Below are 20,582 nucleotides of genomic sequence, written 5' to 3'. Positions count from 1 at the left end.
GGCCCGGTCTCCGCGCCGTACCGTCCCGGACGACCGGGCGCGGTCGGCCGCGCCACGGGCCGCGGCCTTCGGCGGCGGCCCGTGGCACGAGCAGTGGAGGGGACAGCGACAATGCCGGCCGAAGAGAGCTCCGCCGCACCCCGTGGGGACCGCTCACGGGCCACCGCGGCGATCAGCCGGGCGCTCGCCCCGCCCCTGCTCGCCGGCGTGGCCGCTCCGGCGCCGCTCGGCCCCGCTCTGCGGGTCCGGTCGGCCACCGGATCCCGGCGCCCCTCGGTACCCCGTTCCAAGGGGCGCTCCGGCGGCACCCCCCGCGCCCCGCGCGGCGGCGGGGTGCGACGGCTGTACGAGCAGGCACGGCGGGCCTGGGACCGCCCTCTGACGGCTTACTACCTGATCCTGGGTGCCGGCCTGCTGATCACCGTGCTCGGCCTCGTGATGGTGTACTCCGCCTCGATGATCAAGGCCCTGGAGCTGGACAAACCCAGCACCTATTTCTTCCGCAAACAGTTCCTCGCCGCCGTCATCGGTGCCGGACTGATGGCGCTGGCCGCCCGGATGCCCGTCAAACTGCACCGGGCGTTCGCCTACCCGCTGCTCCTGGGATCCGTCTTCCTGATGGTGCTGGTCCAGGTACCGGGGATAGGAATGACGGTCAACGGCAACCGGAACTGGCTCTACCTGGGTGGCCCCTTCCAGCTCCAGCCCAGCGAGTTCGGCAAGCTCGCCCTGGTCCTGTGGGGCGCGGACCTGCTCGCACGCAAACAGGACAAACGGCTGCTGACGCAGTGGAAACACATGCTCGTCCCGCTCGTTCCGGTCGCCTTCCTGCTCCTCGGGCTGATCATGCTCGGCGGTGACATGGGCACTGCGATCATTCTCACGGCGATCCTGTTCGGACTGCTCTGGCTGGCCGGGGCGCCCACCAGACTCTTCGCCGGAGTGCTCGGCTTTGCCGGAGTGATCGCCTTCGTGCTGATCAAGACCAGCCCGAACCGGATGTCCAGGCTTGCCTGCATCGGCGCCAGTGAACCCGGCCCGGGGGACTCCTGCTGGCAGGCCGTGCACGGCATCTATGCTCTGGCGTCCGGCGGATGGTTCGGTTCCGGGCTCGGTGCGAGTGTGGAAAAATGGGGTCAACTACCTGAACCGCACACCGACTTCATCTTCGCCATCACCGGGGAGGAACTGGGGTTGGCGGGGACGCTGTCGGTACTCGCCCTCTTCGCGGCTCTAGGCTATGGGGGTATCCGCGTGGCCGGACGCACGGAGGACCCCTTCGTGAGGTACGCCGCGGGAGGTGTGACCACCTGGATCACGGCGCAGGCCGTGATCAACATTGGTGCGGTGCTCGGCCTGCTGCCGATCGCCGGTGTCCCGCTCCCGCTGTTCTCCTACGGAGGATCGGCCCTGCTGCCGACCATGTTCGCTGTCGGGCTGCTGATCGCGTTCGCGCGAGAGGATCCCGCCGCGAAGGCGGCCCTGGCCATGCGGAGGCCCGGGGTGAGATGGAAGACGATGAGACGGCGCGTCAAGAAGCGTCCGTCCGGAGAGCGGTGAATTTCGGTGCATGTCGTACTCGCCGGTGGGGGGACCGCCGGCCACATCGAGCCCGCGCTTGCCCTCGCGGACGCCCTGCGCAGGCAGGACCCGGCCGTGGGGATCACTGCCCTCGGCACGGAGCGCGGACTCGAGACCAGGCTCGTACCCGAGCGGGGGTACGAACTCGCCCTGATCCCGGCCGTGCCGCTGCCGCGCAAGCCCACCCCGGAACTGATCACCGTCCCGGGGCGGCTGCGCGGCACCATCAAGGCCGCCGAGCAGGTCCTGGAGCGCACCAAGGCGGACTGCGTGGTCGGCTTCGGCGGCTATGTCGCCCTGCCCGGCTATCTCGCCGCCAAGCGGGCCGGTGTGCCGATCGTCGTCCACGAGGCCAACGCCCGGCCGGGCCTGGCGAACAAGATCGGCTCCCGGTACGCCCACGGGGTCGCCGTCTCCACCCCCGACAGCAAGCTGCGCGGTGCCCGCTACATCGGCATCCCGCTGCGCCGGACCATCGCCACCCTGGACCGGGCCCGGGTCCGTCCCGAGGCGCGTGCGGCCTTCGGCCTCGACCCCAATCTGCCGACGCTGCTGGTCTCCGGCGGCTCGCAGGGCGCGCGCCACCTCAACGAGGTGGTCCAGCGGGTCGCGCCGCTGCTGCAGCGCTCCGGGATCCAGGTCCTGCACGTGGTCGGCCCGAAGAACGAATTGCCGCGCGTCGACAACATGCCCGGTATGCCGCCCTACATCCCGGTACCGTACGTGGACCGGATGGACCTCGCGTACGCTGCGGCCGACATGATGCTCTGCCGTGCGGGCGCGATGACCGTCGCCGAACTCTCCGCCGTCGGGCTCCCCGCCGCATACGTACCGCTGCCCATCGGCAACGGTGAACAGCGGCTCAACGCCCAGCCGGTGGTCAACGCCGGCGGCGGTCTGCTGGTGGACGACGCGGCACTCACCCCCGAGTGGGTGCAGGGCAACGTCCTGCCGGTGCTCGCGGATCCGCACCGGCTGTACGAGATGTCCCGCGCCGCCGCCGAGTTCGGCCGCAGGGACGCCGACGACCTGCTCGTCGGCATGGTGTACGAGGCGATCGCCGCACGCCGAGGCGCGTGAGGCGGACGGGTCCGGGGGGCGGTGCCCCCCGGACCCGGCATAAGGAGCGAGCGTGGCCGGACCGACGACCGCCCGGCGTGGTGCAGCGCGGCAGGGGAAATCCCCGGCCCGCCCGCCGCGTCCGCGCCCCGAAGGGCGCAGACTGCCCAGTCGCAGACGACTGGTCGTCATCGGCGTGCTGGTGCTGCTGCTCGGCTCCGGTGCCGTCTGGGCGCTCTACGGCTCCTCCTGGCTCCGGGTCGAGCAGGTCAGGACCACCGGTGTCGACGTGCTGACGCCGGCCGAGGTGGAGGCCGCCGCGGCGGTACCGATCGGCGCTCCGCTGATCTCCGTGGACACCGATGCCATCGCCGACCGATTGCGCCAGAAGTTGCCTCGTATCGACTCGGTGGATGTCGTACGGTCGTGGCCGCACGGAATCGGACTTAAGGTGACCGAACGACAGCCGGTCCTGTTGGTGAAAAATGGCACAAAGTTTATTGAAGTGGACGCAAAAGGCGTACGTTTCGCAACAGTGGATAAGTCGCCCGGACGTGTACCTCTGCTGGAATTGACGCCTGATCAGTCCGCGAGTCTGCGCCGCTTCGGCAGTGCCCGGCTGGTGCGGGAAGCGGTCCGGGTCGCGGGTGGACTTCCGGGCGGAGTCGCCAAGGACACCAAGGTCGTTCGGGTCACCTCGTACGACTCGATCTCCCTGGAGCTCACCCGGGGCCGCACGGTGATCTGGGGCAGTGGCGAGGACGGGCCGGTCAAGGCGAAAGTCCTCACGGCTCTCATGAAAGCCGCCCCCAAAGCGGGACACTTCGACGTGAGTGCACCTACCGCCCCTGTGGTGTCGGGTAGTTGACGGGTATTTGGCCTGGCCAGCACCCTGGTTGGTCATCGCTATGGGTGATCACATAGGGTGAAAAGAAAAACGGGAGGTTCGGCGTGTTCGTTGAACGTGCGCCACTTGTCGACTTAGTGTCCTGTTCGGAAGAGTCCATGAAGCAGAGACACTGGTAACCCTAAACTTCAACGTTAGGGTTTGGGTCGGCGATTCGGACCGTCCCAATCGGCATCCGTCGTCGCGGCGGGACTACCGCAGAGCGACGACACGTAACTCGAGGCGAGAGGCCTTCGACGTGGCAGCACCGCAGAACTACCTCGCAGTCATCAAGGTCATCGGTGTCGGCGGCGGTGGTGTCAATGCCATCAACCGAATGATCGAGGTCGGCCTCAAGGGCGTCGAGTTCATCGCGATCAACACCGATGCGCAAGCCCTGTTGATGAGCGACGCCGACGTCAAGCTCGACGTCGGCCGCGAACTCACCCGCGGACTCGGCGCCGGGGCCAACCCGGCCGTCGGCCGCAAGGCGGCAGAGGACCACCGTGAGGAGATCGAGGAGGTCCTCAAGGGGGCCGACATGGTCTTCGTCACCGCCGGAGAGGGCGGCGGCACCGGCACCGGCGGCGCACCCGTCGTCGCCAACATCGCTCGCTCGCTCGGCGCCCTCACGATCGGCGTGGTCACCCGCCCGTTCACCTTCGAGGGCCGGCGACGCGCGAACCAGGCGGAGGACGGCATCGCCGAGCTCCGCGAAGAGGTCGACACCCTCATCGTCATTCCCAACGACCGGCTGCTGTCCATCTCGGACCGCCAGGTCAGCGTGCTCGACGCCTTCAAGTCGGCCGACCAGGTGCTGCTCTCGGGCGTCCAGGGAATCACCGACCTCATCACGACCCCCGGCCTGATCAACCTCGACTTCGCCGACGTCAAGTCGGTGATGTCCGAGGCCGGATCGGCACTCATGGGCATCGGCTCGGCCCGCGGCGACGACCGCGCGGTGGCCGCCGCGGAGATGGCGATCTCCTCGCCGCTCCTCGAGGCGTCCATCGACGGCGCCCGCGGCGTCCTGCTCTCCATCTCCGGCGGCAGCGACCTCGGTCTCTTCGAGATCAACGAGGCCGCTCAGCTGGTGAGCGAGGCGGCGCACCCCGAGGCGAACATCATCTTCGGCGCGGTCATCGACGACGCGCTGGGCGACGAGGTCCGTGTCACCGTGATTGCGGCAGGCTTCGACGGCGGACAGCCGCCGGCCCGTCGGGAGAACGTCCTGGGCGCGAACTCCACCAAGCGCGAGGAGTCGGCTCCGCCGGTCCGGACCGCCGAGCCCGTGCGCCAGACCGGCGGACTGGGTTCCGTGCCCCCGCGCGAGGAGCCGCCGGTCCAGGCCGAGCCCGTATCGGCGGCCGGCGAGAGCCACCTGCCGCCGATCGCCTCGCCGCACATCCCGCCGGCCCGTCCCTACCAGGACTCCCAGGTCGAAGAGCTGGATGTTCCGGACTTCTTGAAGTGATAGGCCGGCATCACGCAGTTCCCGCAGTGTCCTCAGTAGCCTCGGCGGGCCGCGGCGCGCACTTCGCCTTCACCGACAGGTGGGGCGGGGTGAGCGCCGCTCCGTACGAGGAGCTCAACCTCGGCGGCGCGGTCGGAGACGACCCCGCCGCCGTTCTGGCCAATCGGGAGCGCGCCGCGGGGGCCCTCGGCCTGGACCCGGCGCAGGTCGTCTGGATGAACCAGGTGCACGGGCGGGACGTCGCAGTCGTCGACGGCCCGTGGGGAGACGCTTCGGAAATCCCCGCGGTGGATGCGGTGGTCACCGCACGGCGCGGACTTCCGCTCGCCGTGCTCACCGCCGACTGCACCCCCGTACTGCTCGCCGACCCGGTCGCCGGGATCGCGGCGGCAGCGCACGCGGGCCGTCCCGGTCTGGTCGCCGGAGTCGTCCCCGCCGTGGTCGAAGCCATGGTCGGACTCGGCGCCGAGACCTCCCGGATCGTCGCCCGCACCGGACCGGCGGTCTGCGGACGGTGCTACGAGGTTCCGGCCGGGATGCGCGCCGAGGTCGCCGAGAGCGTCCCGGCCTCCTGGTCCGAGACCAGCTGGGGCACCCCGGCCGTGGATGTCACGGCGGGGGTCCACGCCCAGCTCGAAGCCCTCGGGGTGAAGGACCGTCAGGCGTCGCCGGTCTGCACTCTCGAATCGGGCGACCATTTCTCGTACCGCCGCGACCGCACCACCGGGCGGCTCGCCGGATATGTCTGGTTGGACTGATAGGGCATGACGGACCGTAGGACTCAACTCGCCGAAAATCTGGCACGGGTGGAGGAACGCATTGCTTCCGCCTGTACCGCCGCCGACCGCAGGCGGGAAGAAGTGACCCTCGTCGTGGTCACCAAGACCTACCCCGCGAGCGATGTGCGGATTCTGCATGAACTCGGTGTGCGTCATGTCGCGGAGAATCGTGACCAGGACGCGGCGCCGAAGGCAGCCGAATGTGCGGATCTGTCGCTCACCTGGCACTTTGTTGGTCAATTGCAGACGAATAAGGTTCGTTCTGTAGCGAGTTATGCCGATGTCGTACAGTCGGTGGATCGGACCAAATTGGTCACGGCCCTCTCGGTGGCGGCCGTGCGCGAGGGGCGTGAACTCGGCTGCCTCATCCAGGTCGCACTCGACGCGGAGAGCGGCGAGCGGGGCGACCGGGGCGGCGTCGCACCGGACGGGATCGAGGAGTTGGCCGCGGCGGTCGAGGCCGCGCCCGGGCTGCGGCTCGGCGGTCTGATGACCGTCGCGCCGCTCGCCGGGCCGTACGCGGGACGGCAACGAGCCGCCTTCGACCGGCTGATGGAATTCTCATCCCGCCTGCGCGGGAACCATCCTGCTGCGAACATGGTCTCCGCAGGGATGAGCACGGACCTCGAGGACGCGGTCGCGGCCGGAGCGACACATGTGCGCGTCGGTACGGCGGTACTCGGAGACCGACCGAGGCTCGGGTAACGTCGCCAAGCAGGTCGGACCACAGCAGAAAATATGGTCATTCCCGCCTATGGCGGGCAGGCCTCAGTGGATCGCGGGCACTTGGTGACAGATGCCGATCCACCACAGAGCGGAGGACTCGGAGCATGGCCGGCGCGATGCGCAAGATGGCGGTCTACCTCGGCCTCGTGGAGGACGATGGGTACGACGGTCCGGGGTTCGACCCCGACGACGAATTCGAACCCGAGCCGGAGCCGGAGCGCGACCGGCGGCGGCACCAGCCCGCGCATCAGGTGGAGCGGGAACGGGACGAACCGGTGCGAGTGGTGCAGCCTCCCGCGCAGCGGGAGCCGGTCCAGATCCCGGTGGAAAGGGAGCGACCCGCCCGAATTGCACCCGTGGCATCCATCACACCTGAACGTCCGAACATGGAGAAGAACGCGCCGGTGATCATGCCCAAGGTCGTGTCCGAGCGGGAGCCCTACCGGATCACCACGCTGCACCCCCGGACCTACAACGAGGCCCGTACCATCGGGGAACACTTCCGTGAGGGCACTCCGGTGATCATGAATCTCACAGAGATGGACGATACGGACGCGAAGCGACTTGTCGACTTTGCCGCAGGGCTCGTCTTCGGTCTCCATGGCAGCATTGAGCGCGTGACGCAGAAGGTGTTCCTGTTGTCGCCTGCTAACGTCGATGTCACGGCGGAGGACAAGGCCCGCATTGCTGAGGGCGGATTCTTCAACCAGAGCTGAGAACACGACACCGGGAACAACCCGGCCGTAGGGCCGGAGCTACGAGAGCCAGGGGAGAGGGAAGCGCGAAATGGGCGTCGCACTGCAGGTTGTCTATATCGCGCTGATGTGTTTCCTCATCGTGCTGATCTTCCGGCTGGTCATGGACTACGTCTTCCAGTTCGCGCGTTCATGGCAGCCCGGCAAGCCGATGGTGGTCATACTTGAGGCCACCTACACGATCACCGATCCACCGCTCAAGCTTCTGCGGCGGTTCATCCCGCCGCTGCGTCTCGGGGGCGTGGCACTCGACCTGTCCTTCTTCGTTCTGATGATCATCGTCTACATCCTGATCAACGTCGTGATCAGGTTGTGAGCGATACGGTCTTGCCGACTGCCGACGACTACGTAGAGGTGAAGAAGAGATGCCGCTGACTCCTGAGGACGTGCGGAACAAGCAGTTCACGACCGTCCGCCTCCGAGAAGGCTATGACGAGGACGAGGTCGATGCCTTCCTCGACGAGGTCGAGTCCGAGCTGACCCGCCTGCTCCGTGAGAACGAGGACCTGCGCGCCAAGCTGGCCGCCGCCACGCGTGCCGCCGCGCAGAACCAGCAGCAGGGGATGCGCAAGCCGGAGCCGCAGGACCGGCCCGGGGCACCGGTGCCCGCCGCCATATCGGGTCCGCCGGTCCAGCAGCAGCCCCCGCAGATGGGTCCGCCCCAGCTGCCCGGTGGTGCTCCGCAGCTGCCCGCCGGTCCCAGCGGTCACGGTCCTGGTCCCCAGGGCCCGCACGGCCCCGGCCCGCAGGGCCCGCACGGCCCCGGTCCGATGCAGGGCGGTCCCATGGGTGGCCCGATGGGCGGCCCCATGGGCGGTCACGCCCCGCAGCAGCAGATGCAGCAGATGCAGCAGCCGCCGCAGATGCAGCAGCCCGGTCAGGGCCCCGGCGGCGACAGCGCCGCCCGTGTCCTCTCGCTCGCGCAGCAGACCGCCGACCAGGCGATCGCGGAGGCCCGTTCCGAGGCCAACAAGATCGTCGGCGAGGCGCGCAGCCGTGCCGAGGGCCTGGAGCGCGACGCCCGCGCCAAGGCGGACGCGCTGGAGCGGGACGCGCAGGAGAAGCACCGCGTGGCGATGGGCTCGCTGGAGTCGGCCCGCGCGACGCTGGAGCGCAAGGTCGAGGACCTGCGTGGCTTCGAGCGTGAGTATCGGACCCGGCTGAAGTCCTACCTGGAGAGCCAGCTGCGTCAGCTGGAGACCCAGGCCGACGACTCGCTGGCGCCGCCGCGGACCCCGGCGACCGCTTCGCTGCCGCCGTCGCCCTCGCTGGCTCCGGCCGGTGCGGGTGCCATGGGCCACTCCATGGGTGGCGGCAACCACGGCGGTCACGGCAATCAGCCGATGGGCGGCAACCCGTCCATGGGCGGTGCGCCCTCGTACGGTGGTCAGCAGCAGATGTCGCCGGCGATGACCCAGCCGATGGCGCCGGTGCGGCCGCAGGCGCCGCAGCCGATGCAGCAGGCTCCCTCGCCGATGCGTGGGTTCCTGATCGACGAGGACGACAACTGAGCCCGGCGCGCGCGGTGAGCGCGTAGCCGTCGGCAGGCTGAGGGCCGGGCCCCGGGGTTTTCCCCGGGGCCCGGCCCTTTTGCCGTGGGCGCGAGGGATGCACCGGTGGGGTGCGGCCTGGGGTGGGCTCGTCCCCTGCCGTCCCTTCCCGTAACCGGGGCTCCGCCCCGGCCCCTCCGCTCCCCGAACGCCGGAGGGGCCGGATCCGGCCGGGAGCACGCAGGAGGCCCGCCCGGAACACCTGGTCCGGGCGGGCCTCCGATGCGCTGGGTCTACTGCTCCGTCTTGCGGAGGCGGAACGTCAGGGACAGGCCCTCGTCCTCGAACGGGGCGCCGTACGCCGTGTCCGCCTCGCCCTGTGCGTAGTCCAGGGCGAGGACCTCGTCCGCGATCAGGGACGCGTGCTCGGTCAGGGCCTCCACCGTGGCGGGGGAGGCCGACGTCCAGCGGACGGCGATGCGGTCCGCGACGTCCAGGCCGCTGTTCTTGCGGGCCTCCTGGATGAGGCGGATCGCGTCACGGGCCAGGCCCGCGCGCCGCAGTTCCGGGGTGATCTCCAGGTCCAGGGCGACCGTCGCGCCCGAGTCGGACGCGACCGACCAGCCCTCGCGCGGGGTCTCGGTGATGATCACCTCGTCGGGGGAGAGGGTGACCGTCTCGCCGTCGACCTCGACGGACGCGGTGCCCTCGCGCAGAGCCAGCGAGAGGGCCGCCGCGTCGGCGTTCGCCACCGCCTTGGCCACCGCCTGGACGCCCTTGCCGAACCGCTTGCCGAGCGCCCGGAAGTTCGCCTTGGCGGTCGTGTCGACGAGCGAGCCTCCGACTTCGGAGAGGGACGCCACGGACGAGACGTTGAGCTCTTCGGTGATCTGGGTGTGCAGTTCGGGGGAGAGCGAGTCGAAGCCCGAGGCCGCGACCAGGGCCCGGGACAGCGGCTGACGGGTCTTGACGCCCGACTCGGCGCGGGTGGCCCGCCCCAGCTCGACCAGGCGGCGCACCAGAGCCATCTGGCTGGAGAGCGTCGGGTCGATCGCCGCGAGGTCGGCCTTCGGCCAGTTGGAGAGGTGGACCGACTCGGGGGCGTCCGGGGTGACCGGCGTGATCAGGTCCTGCCAGACCCGTTCGGTGATGAACGGGGTCAGCGGGGCCATCAGCCGGGTCACCGTCTCGACGACGTCGTGCAGGGTGCGCAGTGCCGCCTTGTCGCCCTGCCAGAAGCGGCGGCGCGAGCGGCGTACGTACCAGTTGGACAGGTCGTCGACGAACGACGACAGGAGCTTGCCGGCGCGCTGGGTGTCGTATCCGTCCAGAGCCTGCGTGACCTGGTCCACCAGTGCGTTCAGTTCGCTCAGGAGCCAGCGGTCCAGGACCGTGCGGTCCGCCGGAGCCGGATCGGCCGCGGACGGCGCCCAGCCGGACGTCCGGGCGTACAGGGCCTGGAAGGCGACCGTGTTCCAGTACGTCAGGAGCGTCTTGCGGACGACTTCCTGGATCGTGTTGTGGCCGACGCGGCGCGCCGCCCACGGAGAGCCGCCGGCCGCCATGAACCAGCGGACCGCGTCCGCGCCGTGCCGGTCCATGAGGGGGATCGGCTGAAGGATGTTCCCGAGGTGCTTGGACATCTTGCGGCCGTCCTCGGCGAGGATGTGGCCCAGGCAGACCACGTTCTCGTACGACGACTTGTCGAAGACCAGCGTGCCGACCGCCATCAGTGTGTAGAACCAGCCGCGGGTCTGGTCGATGGCCTCCGAGATGAACTGTGCCGGGTAGCGGCTCTCGAAGGTCTCCTTGTTCTTGTACGGGTAGCCCCACTGCGCGAACGGCATCGAGCCCGAGTCGTACCAGGCGTCGATGACCTCCGGGACGCGGTACGCCTCCAACTGGCAGTTCTCGTGCGAGCAGGTGAACGTGATCTCGTCGATGAACGGGCGGTGCGGGTCGAGACCGGAGAGGTCGGCGCCGGTGAGCTCGCCCAGTTCGGCACGCGAGCCGACGCAGGTGAGGTGGCTGTCCTCGCAGCGCCAGACCGGCAGCGGGGTGCCCCAGTAGCGGTTGCGGGACAGCGCCCAGTCGACGTTGTTGTTCAGCCAGTCCCCGAAACGGCCGTTCTTGACCGAGTCCGGGAACCAGTTGGTCTTCTCGTTCTCCTCGAGGAGCCGGTCCTTGATGGCGGTCGTACGGACGTACCAGGACGGCTGCGCGTAGTAGAGCAGCGCGGTGTGGCAGCGCCAGCAGTGCGGGTAGCTGTGCTCGTAGGGGACGTGCCGGAAGAGCTTGCCGCGGGCGGCCAGGTCCTCGGTGAGCGCTTCGTCGGCCTTCTTGAAGAAGACGCCGCCCACCAGCGGCAGATCCTCCTCGAAGGTGCCGTCGGGGCGGACCGGATTCACGACCGGGAGGCCGTACGCCTTGCAGACGACGAGGTCGTCGGCGCCGAAGGCGGGGGACTGGTGCACCAGACCCGTACCGTCCTCGGTCGTCACGTACTCCGCGTTGACGACGTAGTGCGCCTCGGCGGGGAAGTCGACCAGGGCGAACGGGCGCTCGTACGTCCAGCGCTCCATCTCACGGCCGGTGAAGGTCCGGCCGGTGGTCTCCCAGCCCTCGCCCAGTGCCTTTTCGACGAGCGGCTGCGCGACGACGAGCTTCTCCTCGCCATTGGTCGCGACGACGTAGGTGACGTCGGGGTGCGCGGCGACGGCGGTGTTGGAGACCAGGGTCCAGGGCGTGGTCGTCCAGACGAGGAGCGAGGCGGTGCCGGCCAGCGGGCCGGAGGTGAGGGGGAAGCGGACGAAGACCGACGGGTCGACGACCGTCTCGTACCCCTGCGCGAGCTCGTGGTCGGAGAGGCCGGTGCCGCAGCGGGGGCACCAGGGGGCGACGCGGTGGTCCTGGACCAGCAGGCCCTTGTTGAAGATCTCCTTCAGCGACCACCACACCGAATCGACGTACTCCGGGTCCATCGTGCGGTAGGCGTTGTCGAGGTCGACCCAGTAGCCCATCCGGGTGGTGAGCTCGGTGAACGCGTCGGTGTGGCGGGTCACGGACTCGCGGCACTTGGCGTTGAACTCGGCGATGCCGTACGCCTCGATGTCCTTCTTGCCGTTGAAGCCCAGTTCCTTCTCGACCGCGAGCTCGACCGGCAGACCGTGGCAGTCCCAGCCGGCCTTGCGGCCCACGTGGTAGCCCTGCATGGTGCGGAAGCGGGGGAAGACGTCCTTGAAGACGCGGGCCTCGATGTGGTGGGCACCGGGCATGCCGTTGGCGGTGGGCGGGCCCTCGTAGAAGACCCACTCCGGGCGGCCCTCGGACTGTTCGAGGCTCTTGGCGAAGACCTTGCTCTCGCGCCAGAAATCGAGCACGGCGTGCTCCAGCGCGGGAAGGTCGACCTGGGCGGGTACCTGGCGGTACTGCGGCGATGTCATGGGCGGACTTCCTCCGGCGGACGTATTCCACTTCCGTCGGAGGGACGAGGGCCTCGTCGGCTCCCGCGGTACCACCCTCCTTGGCCCCGGGCGTGCGCCCGTGGCCCCCTCATTGGGGTCGCGATGCCGGTTCTACTGGCCTTGCGCCCGTGGGCGGGGCCCACTGTCCAAAGCTTTCTTCCGACGGCTCCGGGTGATCTTCACGACGCGCTCGCCCCCGGGCTCACACCGTCCCCGGGTCGCTCCTGGCTGCGTACGACGCTACTCGTCCCATCCACGCCTTTCGCTCTGGCCAGTGTACGGGCCCGTACGGGCGACGGCCGACCGGTGCAATCCGTGGGGCGGGGCGTGACCCGAATGGGCAGAGGCGGACGAACGGACTCCTGGCGGGCGGCGGGCGGCGGATTACCCGGCGGGGAGCTGGGCACAACGGATTCAGACGCGTCGGTATCCGGACACGGGGAGGGGCGATTCGGCGGCGTGCCCGTTTGCCGCGGCGCTGGAGTCGATTTATCGTCCCAGCACGATTCGCGTGCAAGATCACAATATGTGAAGGGGCCGCGGCCATGGTGGTGAAGAAGACCGCTGCAGAGAAGTCGGCGTCAGCGAGAACCACGGGTGCGGCGGCCGGCAAGAAGGCGGCAGCGAAGAAGGCGGCCGTGGAGAAAGCGGCTGTGAAGAAGGCTGCTGTGAAGAAGGTGGCTGAGAAGAAGGCCGCGGCCAGGAAAGCCCCGGCAGGGAAAGCCGCAGTGAAGAAGACAGCGGCCCGGAAGAAGGCGGTGCCCGCCGGGAGCGCGGGTGCCGGGCACGCGGCGCCGGCCAAGAAGGCAGCGGCGAGGAAAACCGCGGCCGAGAAGGCTTCGAAAAAGGCCGCTGCGGCGGCCACGGTGGCGGCCGAGGCCGCCGAGCAGACGGGAGCCCACACGGTGGTAGCGAAGAAGAGCGCGGCCCGGACCCGCACGGCCGGCAGAGGCGCCGCGCCCGTGCCGGCCGGTGGGATCACCACGACGGCCCCCGGCGAGCTGGCGGTCCGGCCGGGCGAGGATCCCTGGACACCGGAAGAGGTCGAAGAGGCACGGGCCGTCCTGAGCAGCGAGATCATGCGGCTGCGCAGCGAGCTGGAGGCCGCGAGCGCCGCGCTCGCCGGGCTGATGCGGGACTCCGGCGACGGGGCGGGTGACGACGAGGCGGACACCGGCACCAAGAACATCACCCGCGAGCACGAGATGTCGCTCGCCGCCAACGCTCAGGAGATGCTCGACCAGACCGAGCGGGCCCTGGCCCGGCTCGACGCCGGGACGTACGGACTGTGCGAGATCTGCGGCAATCCGATCGGCAAGGCGCGGATGCAGGCGTTCCCGCGCGCCACGCTCTGTGTCGAGGACAAACAGAAGCAGGAACGACGCGGTTGATCCGGGGCCGTGTGCCGTACCCTCGTCCTCAGTCAGGAACCTAGGTTGAGGGATTCACGTGGCAGAGGCGGAGCGCATCATCGGTACGCCGGACATCCCCGATGCCGAGGGGGATGAAGAGGGCGGGGCCGAGGGCCGGGTCGAGGAGACCGCACCGGGCAGGGGCAAGCGGAAGGTCGCGGTGCTCTTCGCCGTGGCCGTCTTCGCCTATCTGCTCGACCTGATCAGCAAGCTGGTCGTGGTCGCGAAGCTGGAGCACCATCCGCCGGTCGAGGTCATCAGCGGGTGGCTGAAGTTCGAGGTGATCCGGAACTCGGGCGCCGCGTTCAGCTTCGGCGAGGCGTACACGGTCATCTTCACCTGCATCGCGGCGACCGTGATCGTGGTGATCGCCCGCCTGGCCCGCAAGCTCAACAGCCTGCCGTGGGCCATCGCGCTCGGTCTGCTGCTCGGCGGCGCGCTCGGCAACCTCACCGACCGCATCTTCCGCGCCCCCGGCACCTTCCAGGGCGCGGTGGTGGACTTCATCGCGCCCGCCCACTTCGCCGTTTTCAACCTCGCCGACTCCGCGATCGTCTGCGGCGGCATCCTGATCGTGATCCTTTCCTTCAAGGGCCTGGACCCCGACGGCACCGTGCACAAGGACTAGTGGGCGCAAGGCATACTCGACAGGTGAGTACGTATCCCGAGGTCCGCACCCTGCCCGTACCCGACGGTCTGGAGGGCGAGCGTGTCGACGCCGCCATTTCCCGGATGTTCGGTTTCTCCCGCACCAAGGCCGCGGACCTGGCCGCTGCCGGGAAGGTGCAGGTGGACGGTGCGGTGGTCGGGAAGTCCGAGCGGGTACGGGGCGGCGCCTGGCTGGAAGTGGAGATGCCGCAGGCGCCCGCTCCGGTGCAGATCGTCGCCGAGCCCGTCGAGGGCATGGAGATCGTGCACGACGACGACGACATCGTCGTGATCGTGAAGCCGGTCGGGGTCGCCGCCCACCCGAGCCCCGGCTGGACCGGCACGACCGTCATCGGCGGTCTCGCCGCGGCCGGGTACCGGATCTCGACGTCCGGCGCCGCCGAGCGCCAGGGCATCGTCCACCGCCTCGACGTCGGCACCTCCGGCCTGATGGTCGTCGCGAAGTCGGAGCGGGCCTACACCCTGCTGAAGGCGCAGTTCCGCGACCGGGTCGTCGAGAAGAAGTACCACGCGCTGGTGCAGGGCCACCCGGACCCGATGAGCGGCACCATCGACGCCCCCATCGGGCGCCACCCCAACCACGACTACAAGTGGGCGGTCACGGCCGAGGGCAAGCCCTCCGTGACCCACTACGACCTCATCGAGGCCTACCGCGCCGCCAGCCTCCTGGACATCAAGCTGGAGACCGGCCGCACGCACCAGATCCGGGTGCACATGTCCGCCCACCGCCACCCCTGCGTGGGCGACCTCACCTACGGCGCCGACCCGACGATGGCCAAGCGCCTCGGCCTGACGCGGCAGTGGCTGCACGCCGTCCGGCTCGGCTTCGAGCACCCGTCCGACGGCAGCTGGGTGGAGTTCGCCAGCGTTTACCCCGACGATCTCCAGCAGGCCCTGGACAGGATCGCGGCAGAGAGCGAGTGACCGGCACGCCCGCTCCGTACACGACCCGGACCGTCGTCGACGAGCAGGACCTCGCCGCCTGTTTCCAGGTCCGCAAGGACGTCTTCGTCGGTGAGCAGAACGTGCCCGAGGAGATCGAGTACGACGCCCACGACGCGGACGCGGTGCATGTGATCGCCGTCGCCGCGGACGGCTCGGCGCTCGGCACCGGGCGGCTGCTGCACGGGCCGGCCGCGGCCGACCGGACCGGCGGCGATCTCACCGTCGGATCGCTCGGCCGGCTGGCGGTGACCAGGCGGGCACGTGGTCTCGGCGTCGGCGGGGCGCTGGTCCGGGCCATCGAGGACGCGGCCCGTGAGCTCGGTCTCGCAGCCGTCGATCTGCACGCCCAGACCCACGCGCTCGGCTTCTACGAGCGGCTCGGGTACGTGGCGTACGGCCCCGAGATCCCGGACGCGGGGATCGCGCACCGGGCGATGCGACGCCTTCTGCGGCCTTAGGGACTTTCGTACGGACGGGACGGCCCACCAGCGGACGGCGCGGGTGGTCGGTCCGGCAGGCCCCAGCGCGTCCACGCCCCGTTCGACGGCACGTCGCGCGGCCTCGTCCCGGAGTGGTGCGTGCCGTGCGGTTCAGGGTGTTGGCACTCCGTTAAACATCGGAGGAATGGTCGGTCAGAGTGCGATGAAGAGGGGGTGTTGTCTGGATTGCGGACCTTGCGTGGCAGGCTTTAAGCCCAGATGGGCCGATCAGAGAGATCGGCTCACCGCGTTCCGGAAGGCACCTCGTGGACCAAATGGCACTGCTCCTTCTGCTGTTGCTCGGAGCTGTGGTCACGGTGCCACTGGGGGAGCGTCTCGGACTGCCCGCGCCGGTGCTGATGACGCTCGCCGGGGTCGGCATGGCGTTCCTCAGCTTCGTACCGAATGTGGACATCCCGCCCGAGATCATCCTTCCCGCGCTGCTGCCGCCGCTGCTCTACGCCTCTGTGCAGCGCACCTCATGGCGGCAGTTCGCCGCCAATAAACGACCGATCTTTCTGCTGGCCGTGGCGCTGGTCTTCATCACGACGGCCGCCGTCGCCGCGGTGGCCAACGCGATCGTCCCCGGGCTGCCCATCGCGGCCGCCGTGGCGCTCGGCGCGCTCGTCGCCCCGCCCGACCCGGTCGCGGCGACGGCCGTCGCGGGCTCGGTCGGGCTGCCGCGCAGGCTCGTCTCCATCCTGGAGGGCGAGGGGCTCTTCAACGACGTGACCGCGATCGTGCTGTACCACGTGGCGATCGCCGCCGCGGTAAGCGGCACGTTCTCGCTGCCGAAGGCGTTCGGGCTGCTCATACTCTCCGCGGTCGTCGCCGTGGCCGTGGGTCTCGTGCTCGGCTGGATCACCATCAAACTCATGGGCCTCCTCGGCGATGCCACGCTCCAGGTCGGCCTCACCCTGCTGGTGCCGTTCGTGAGCTACGTGCTCGCGGAGGAGCTGATGGGGTCGGGCGTCCTCGCCGTCCTCACCACCGCGCTCTACCTGGCCGAGCACACCGCCGACGCCGATGACGTCCTCGGCCGGCTCACCGGCCGCTCCTTCTGGGAGATCGTCGACACTCTCGTCACCGGGGTCGCCTTCGGGCTGATCGGCCTCGAACTGCACAACGTCTTCGGCACGGCCGACGGCCGCGCGCTCCAGATGTTCGGCTGGGGGCTGGCCGTCGTCGCGGTCGTCGTCGGCGTACGGCTGCTGTATCTGCTGCCCGCGACCTGGCTCGCCAAGCGGCTGCATACCCGGCGCGACGTCAGCGAGGAGATCCCCACCAGCTGGCGGGAGACCGTCGTCATGTGGTGGTCCGGGATGCGCGGCGTCGCCTCGGTCGCGCTGGCGCTCGCGATTCCGCTGAAGACGGACGACGGGAAGCCGTTCCCGGGGCGTGACGAGATCGTTTTCATCGCCTTCGCCGTGATCATGGCCACGCTCGTCGTCCAGGGACTCACCCTGCCGTGGCTGGTCCGCAAGCTCCGGGTCAAGGCGGACACGGACGCCGAGGAGGCCCTGGAGAAGGACCTCGCGATCCGCGCCGCGAAGGCCGCGAAGCAGCGGCTCAAGGAGATCGAGGCGGTCGAGGAGTTCCCGGACGAGGTCGCGGAGCGGCTCCAGCGGCTCGCGTACGACGTGGGGGCCAGGATCAGCCCCGACATGGTCGACGACGAGCGCCGCGAGGCGTACGCGCAACGCGTCGAGCGCTTCAAGGCGATCAGCCGCGTCCAGCGCGAAATGATGTCGGCCGCCCGCCACGCGGTGCTCTCGGCCCGTAACGAGGCGGGTACGGACCCGGAGGTCGTCGACCGGGTACTGCGACAGCTGGACGTACGCAGCCTGAAATGAGGCGGGGCCGCCGGGCGGCGCCCGCAGCCGGTCAGCCGCGCCGCACCCGGTCAGCCGCGCCCCGTGCGGGGCGACCGGTCCCGGCCCGCCGGTGTCCCGTCCGCCGGTCCCCCGGCCGCCGTCCCGGGCGGGTTCGGCCGTTCGTCGCCCGGCGGAAGCGCCGCGGGAGCCGTCGCGATCCGCGGCAGCGCGTACGGATGGTGGTCGCGCAGCCAGCCGATGAGCTGTTCCCGCACGGCGCACCGCACCGTCCAGATGTCGTCCGCGTCCTTCGCCGTGACCACCGCGCGGACCTGGATCGTCGACGGCGTGGTGTCCGTGACCGCCAAGGACCAGTTACGTCCGTCCCACGCGGCGCACTCGCCCAGGATGTCCCGCAGTTGCTCGCGCATCGCGGCGACCGGGGCCGAGTGGTCGAGGTGGAAGAAGACGGAGCCGGTCATTTGGGCGCTGCCGCGCGACCAGTTCTCGAACGGCTTGCCGGTGAAGTATGAGACCGGCATCGTGATCCGCCGCTCGTCCCAGGTCCGCACGGTGAGAAAAGTCAGCGTGATCTCCTCGATCGTGCCCCACTCGCCGTCCACCACCACCGTGTCACCGATCCGCACCAGGTCGCCGAACGCGATCTGCAGCCCCGCGAAGAGATTGCCGAGCGTCGACTGGGCGGCGATGCCCGCGACGATGCCCAGCACACCGGCCGAGGCCAGCACCGAGGCGCCGAACGTCCGCATCGCCGGGAACGTCAGCAGCATCGCGCCGACCGCGACCGTCGCCACGATCGCGGTGACCACCCGCTGGATCAGCGTCACCTGTGTACGGACCCGCCGCACCCGCGCCGGATCGCGGGTGCTCGCGGCGTACCGGGCATGGACGGAGTCGACGACGGCCGTCGCGATCCGCACCACCAGCCAGGCCGACGTCCCGATCAGCACCAGCGTCAGGAACTGGCCGATCCCCTCGACGTGGTCCCTGACCACGTCGAGCCGGGCGTGGGTGAACGAGCCCCGCAGCAGCGCCGTGCACAAGGTCAGCTGGAGCGGGAGCCGGCAGCGCCGCAGCAGACCCCACAGCGGTGTCTCGCGGTGGCGGCCGTCGGTCCGTCTGAGCAGCAGGTCGACGAGCCAGCCGACCAGCAGCGTGATCACGACCGAGCCGCCGACGACGACCAGCGGACGCAGCACGCTCGCCATCCCGTCGTCCTCCAGGCTCTCGACTGCAACTGGCACCATGGGCTTCATGAACATCATGCTTTTCCACTCGACGTACGGTCTGCGCCCCGCGGTGCACGCGGCCGCCGACCGGCTGCGTGCCGCCGGGCACGAGGTGCACGTGCCCGATCTTTTCGAGGGACACACCTTCGAAACCGTGGAGGAGGGCCTGGCATTCAAGGACGAGGTGGGCAAGGACGAACTGCTCAGGCGGGCCGTGCTGGCCGCCGCCCCCTACTCGGACCGGGGTCTGGTCTACTCCGGATTCTCGTTCGGGGCCTCCACCGCGCAGACACTGGCGCTCGGCGACGAGAAGGCGCGCGGCCTGCTGATGTTCCACGGCACCTCGGACATCGCCGAGAACGCCTCGGTGGACGAGCTGCCCGTACAGCTGCACGTCGCGGACCCGGACCCGTTCGAGACGCACGACTGGCTGAACTCCTGGTACCTCCAGATGCAGCGGACCGGTGCCGATGTCGAGATCTACCGCTACCCCGGCGCGGGCCATCTCTTCACGGATCCCGAACTGCCGGACCACGACGCGGCATCGGCCGAGCTGGCCTGGAAGGTCTCGCTCGGTTTCCTCGCCACACTGTGACCGCGCGAAGGGCCCCGCACGCCACGGGGCCCTTCGTGCGGACGGTGGATCAGCCCCGGTAGGCGGTCCAGCTGTCGCTCATCCGCTGTACCTGGCCCGGGGTGAACTGGGTCATGCAGGAGTCGTACGTGTAGTCCATGAAGTTGTGGATCGGGTCGGCTCCCGTCTTGTTGGTGCAGGTGTCGCGCCCGGTCGGGCAGGCGTACGCCGCGCTCGCTTCGGCCGGGGTGTCGGCGACGTAGTCGCCGTTGCCGTTGCAGCCGCCCTGGAAGGTGTGGTAGAGCCCCATCCAGTGGCCGACCTCGTGGGTGGCGGTGTCGCCCTCGTTGTAGTTGGCGGCCGACCCGCCGGGCAGCGAGGCGTCCAGCATGACGACGCCGTCCATGCTCGGGCTGGACGTGTACGAGCTGGGGAAGGTGGCCCAGCCCAGCAGACCGCCGCCGAGGTTGGCGGTGTAGATGTTGAGCGCGTTCTTGCCGCCCTTGCGCAGCGTCGACTTCATGGACTTCTCGGCGGCGGAGCCCGACGAGAGGTTGTACCAGGAGGCGTTGTCCGTGTAGTCGGTGCCGGCCAGCGAGAACTGGAAGCCGGAGTTGGTGTTGCCGGTGCCCTGGCCGCCGTAGGCCGCGTTCAGCACGTTCATCTGGCTGCTGATGTCGCTCGCGGTGAGTTTGCCGGTGGTGCCGGAGTGGACGACGTGGAAGTAGACCGGGATGGTCGCTCCGGCGGCGAGCGTGGAACCGCTGAGCCGGCGGTCCGCGAGTCTCTCCTTGAGCTGGGTGTCCATGGCCTTGGCCTGGGTCGCGGTGAGTTCGTTGGGGTCCGCGGCGTGCTTGGTGCCCGAGGGGCGGGCCGCGCGTGCGGTGGCGCCGGCGCTCGTCCCGCTCGCGCACTTCTCGGTGGACGCGGCGGACACGGAGGCGGTGGACGTCTTTGCGGCGGCGGTGCCGGCGGTGGCGGAGAGCGGTGCTATGGCCAGGGTTCCGGCCAGGACGGCGGTGCCGATCGCACGGTTACGCATACGCGGTGATATGCGGGCAAGAGTGCGCACAAGGACTCCTCGTGGATGTGTGGGGGGAGGGATTTCCTCACCCGCCGCCGGGAGATTACGTGCGCATGTCAGATCTTGAAGAGAGTTGATCAAGCCCAATCAATCATGGGGCAAAGCGGGAGAACGGGAAGAAATAATTCTGCGAGTTCCAGA

At 69.6% G+C, this 20,582-nt stretch carries 18 protein-coding genes; 15 read left to right on the top strand and 3 right to left on the bottom strand.

Annotation, left to right across the window (positions count from 1 at the left end; translation table 11 throughout):
• Positions 1–111: 111 nt before the first annotated feature.
• The 9 genes from ftsW to ACF08M_RS04360 all read left to right on the top strand — a co-directional run bounded on the left by ftsW (position 112) and on the right by ACF08M_RS04360 (position 8,771).
• Positions 112–1,560 carry a putative lipid II flippase FtsW gene (gene ftsW / locus ACF08M_RS04400; protein ID WP_392183714.1) on the top strand — a complete coding sequence of 483 codons (1,449 nt, stop codon included), beginning with the start codon at positions 112–114 and terminating at the stop codon, positions 1,558–1,560.
• Between the two features lie 6 nt (positions 1,561–1,566).
• Positions 1,567–2,661 (top strand): undecaprenyldiphospho-muramoylpentapeptide beta-N-acetylglucosaminyltransferase, encoded by a 1,095-nt coding sequence (murG, locus tag ACF08M_RS04395; RefSeq protein WP_392183713.1) that lies wholly within the window; start codon positions 1,567–1,569, stop codon positions 2,659–2,661.
• A gap of 52 nt (positions 2,662–2,713) precedes the next feature.
• Complete coding sequence (locus ACF08M_RS04390) at positions 2,714–3,508, top strand: cell division protein FtsQ/DivIB (RefSeq protein ID WP_392183712.1); 795 nt, start codon at positions 2,714–2,716, stop codon at positions 3,506–3,508.
• A gap of 277 nt (positions 3,509–3,785) precedes the next feature.
• Positions 3,786–5,000, top strand: a complete 1,215-nt coding sequence (ftsZ, locus tag ACF08M_RS04385) for a cell division protein FtsZ (RefSeq protein ID WP_392183711.1) — start codon at positions 3,786–3,788, stop codon at positions 4,998–5,000.
• On the top strand, positions 4,997–5,758 hold the full coding sequence (gene pgeF, locus ACF08M_RS04380; RefSeq protein WP_392183710.1) for a peptidoglycan editing factor PgeF: 762 nt from the start codon (positions 4,997–4,999) through the stop codon (positions 5,756–5,758). Before ftsZ ends, pgeF begins: the two co-directional genes overlap by 4 nt.
• A gap of 6 nt (positions 5,759–5,764) precedes the next feature.
• Positions 5,765–6,484 carry a YggS family pyridoxal phosphate-dependent enzyme gene (locus ACF08M_RS04375; protein ID WP_392183709.1) on the top strand — a complete coding sequence of 240 codons (720 nt, stop codon included), beginning with the start codon at positions 5,765–5,767 and terminating at the stop codon, positions 6,482–6,484.
• 125 nt (positions 6,485–6,609) lie between these two features.
• Positions 6,610–7,221: a cell division protein SepF gene (locus ACF08M_RS04370; RefSeq protein WP_329815374.1), complete on the top strand. Its 612-nt coding sequence runs from the start codon at positions 6,610–6,612 to the stop codon at positions 7,219–7,221.
• A 70-nt stretch (positions 7,222–7,291) separates the two neighbouring features.
• The gene (locus tag ACF08M_RS04365; RefSeq protein WP_392183708.1) at positions 7,292–7,576 is read left to right on the top strand and encodes a YggT family protein; all 285 of its coding nucleotides are present in this window, start codon (positions 7,292–7,294) and stop codon (positions 7,574–7,576) included.
• Between the two features lie 49 nt (positions 7,577–7,625).
• Positions 7,626–8,771, top strand: coding sequence for a DivIVA domain-containing protein (locus ACF08M_RS04360; RefSeq protein ID WP_392183707.1), 1,146 nt, complete (start codon positions 7,626–7,628; stop codon positions 8,769–8,771).
• A gap of 272 nt (positions 8,772–9,043) precedes the next feature.
• Here the strand turns inward: ACF08M_RS04360 and ileS are convergent, their stop codons facing one another.
• Positions 9,044–12,193: an isoleucine--tRNA ligase gene (ileS, locus tag ACF08M_RS04355; RefSeq protein ID WP_392183706.1), complete on the bottom strand. Its 3,150-nt coding sequence runs from the start codon at positions 12,191–12,193 to the stop codon at positions 9,044–9,046.
• A gap of 566 nt (positions 12,194–12,759) precedes the next feature.
• Between ileS and ACF08M_RS04350 the strand changes: the two genes are divergently transcribed.
• The 5 genes from ACF08M_RS04350 to ACF08M_RS04330 all read left to right on the top strand — a co-directional run bounded on the left by ACF08M_RS04350 (position 12,760) and on the right by ACF08M_RS04330 (position 17,572).
• Entirely contained in the window at positions 12,760–13,605 is an 846-nt protein-coding gene (locus tag ACF08M_RS04350; RefSeq protein WP_392183705.1) for a TraR/DksA family transcriptional regulator, read from the top strand.
• Between the two features lie 58 nt (positions 13,606–13,663).
• Complete coding sequence (gene lspA / locus ACF08M_RS04345; protein ID WP_392183704.1) at positions 13,664–14,254, top strand: signal peptidase II; 591 nt, start codon at positions 13,664–13,666, stop codon at positions 14,252–14,254.
• Between the two features lie 23 nt (positions 14,255–14,277).
• A complete protein-coding gene (locus ACF08M_RS04340; protein WP_392183703.1) occupies positions 14,278–15,219 on the top strand; it encodes an RluA family pseudouridine synthase in 942 nt (313 codons plus the stop codon).
• Complete coding sequence (locus ACF08M_RS04335; RefSeq protein ID WP_392183702.1) at positions 15,216–15,698, top strand: GNAT family N-acetyltransferase; 483 nt, start codon at positions 15,216–15,218, stop codon at positions 15,696–15,698. The genes ACF08M_RS04340 and ACF08M_RS04335 overlap by 4 nt, the downstream gene beginning before the upstream one ends.
• A 287-nt stretch (positions 15,699–15,985) precedes the next feature.
• Positions 15,986–17,572, top strand: a complete 1,587-nt coding sequence (locus ACF08M_RS04330; protein ID WP_392183701.1) for a Na+/H+ antiporter — start codon at positions 15,986–15,988, stop codon at positions 17,570–17,572.
• A 50-nt stretch (positions 17,573–17,622) separates the two neighbouring features.
• On the opposite strand, the gene ACF08M_RS04325 is transcribed toward ACF08M_RS04330, so the two are convergent.
• Positions 17,623–18,762 (bottom strand): mechanosensitive ion channel family protein, encoded by a 1,140-nt coding sequence (locus ACF08M_RS04325; protein ID WP_392183976.1) that lies wholly within the window; start codon positions 18,760–18,762, stop codon positions 17,623–17,625.
• 37 nt (positions 18,763–18,799) lie between these two features.
• On the opposite strand from ACF08M_RS04325, the gene ACF08M_RS04320 reads away from it, so the two are divergent.
• On the top strand, positions 18,800–19,378 hold the full coding sequence (locus ACF08M_RS04320; RefSeq protein ID WP_392183700.1) for a dienelactone hydrolase family protein: 579 nt from the start codon (positions 18,800–18,802) through the stop codon (positions 19,376–19,378).
• 49 nt (positions 19,379–19,427) lie between these two features.
• On the opposite strand, the gene ACF08M_RS04315 is transcribed toward ACF08M_RS04320, so the two are convergent.
• Positions 19,428–20,399 (bottom strand): zinc metalloprotease, encoded by a 972-nt coding sequence (locus ACF08M_RS04315; protein WP_392183699.1) that lies wholly within the window; start codon positions 20,397–20,399, stop codon positions 19,428–19,430.
• Positions 20,400–20,582 lie beyond the last annotated feature (183 nt).

The sequence above is a fragment of the Streptomyces sp. NPDC015032 genome (assembly GCF_043080425.1).
Taxonomy (GTDB): Bacteria; Actinomycetota; Actinomycetes; order Streptomycetales; family Streptomycetaceae; genus Streptomyces.
The sequence above is the reverse complement of the archived record's forward strand: the minus strand, read 5'-3'. Positions and strand labels throughout refer to the sequence as shown.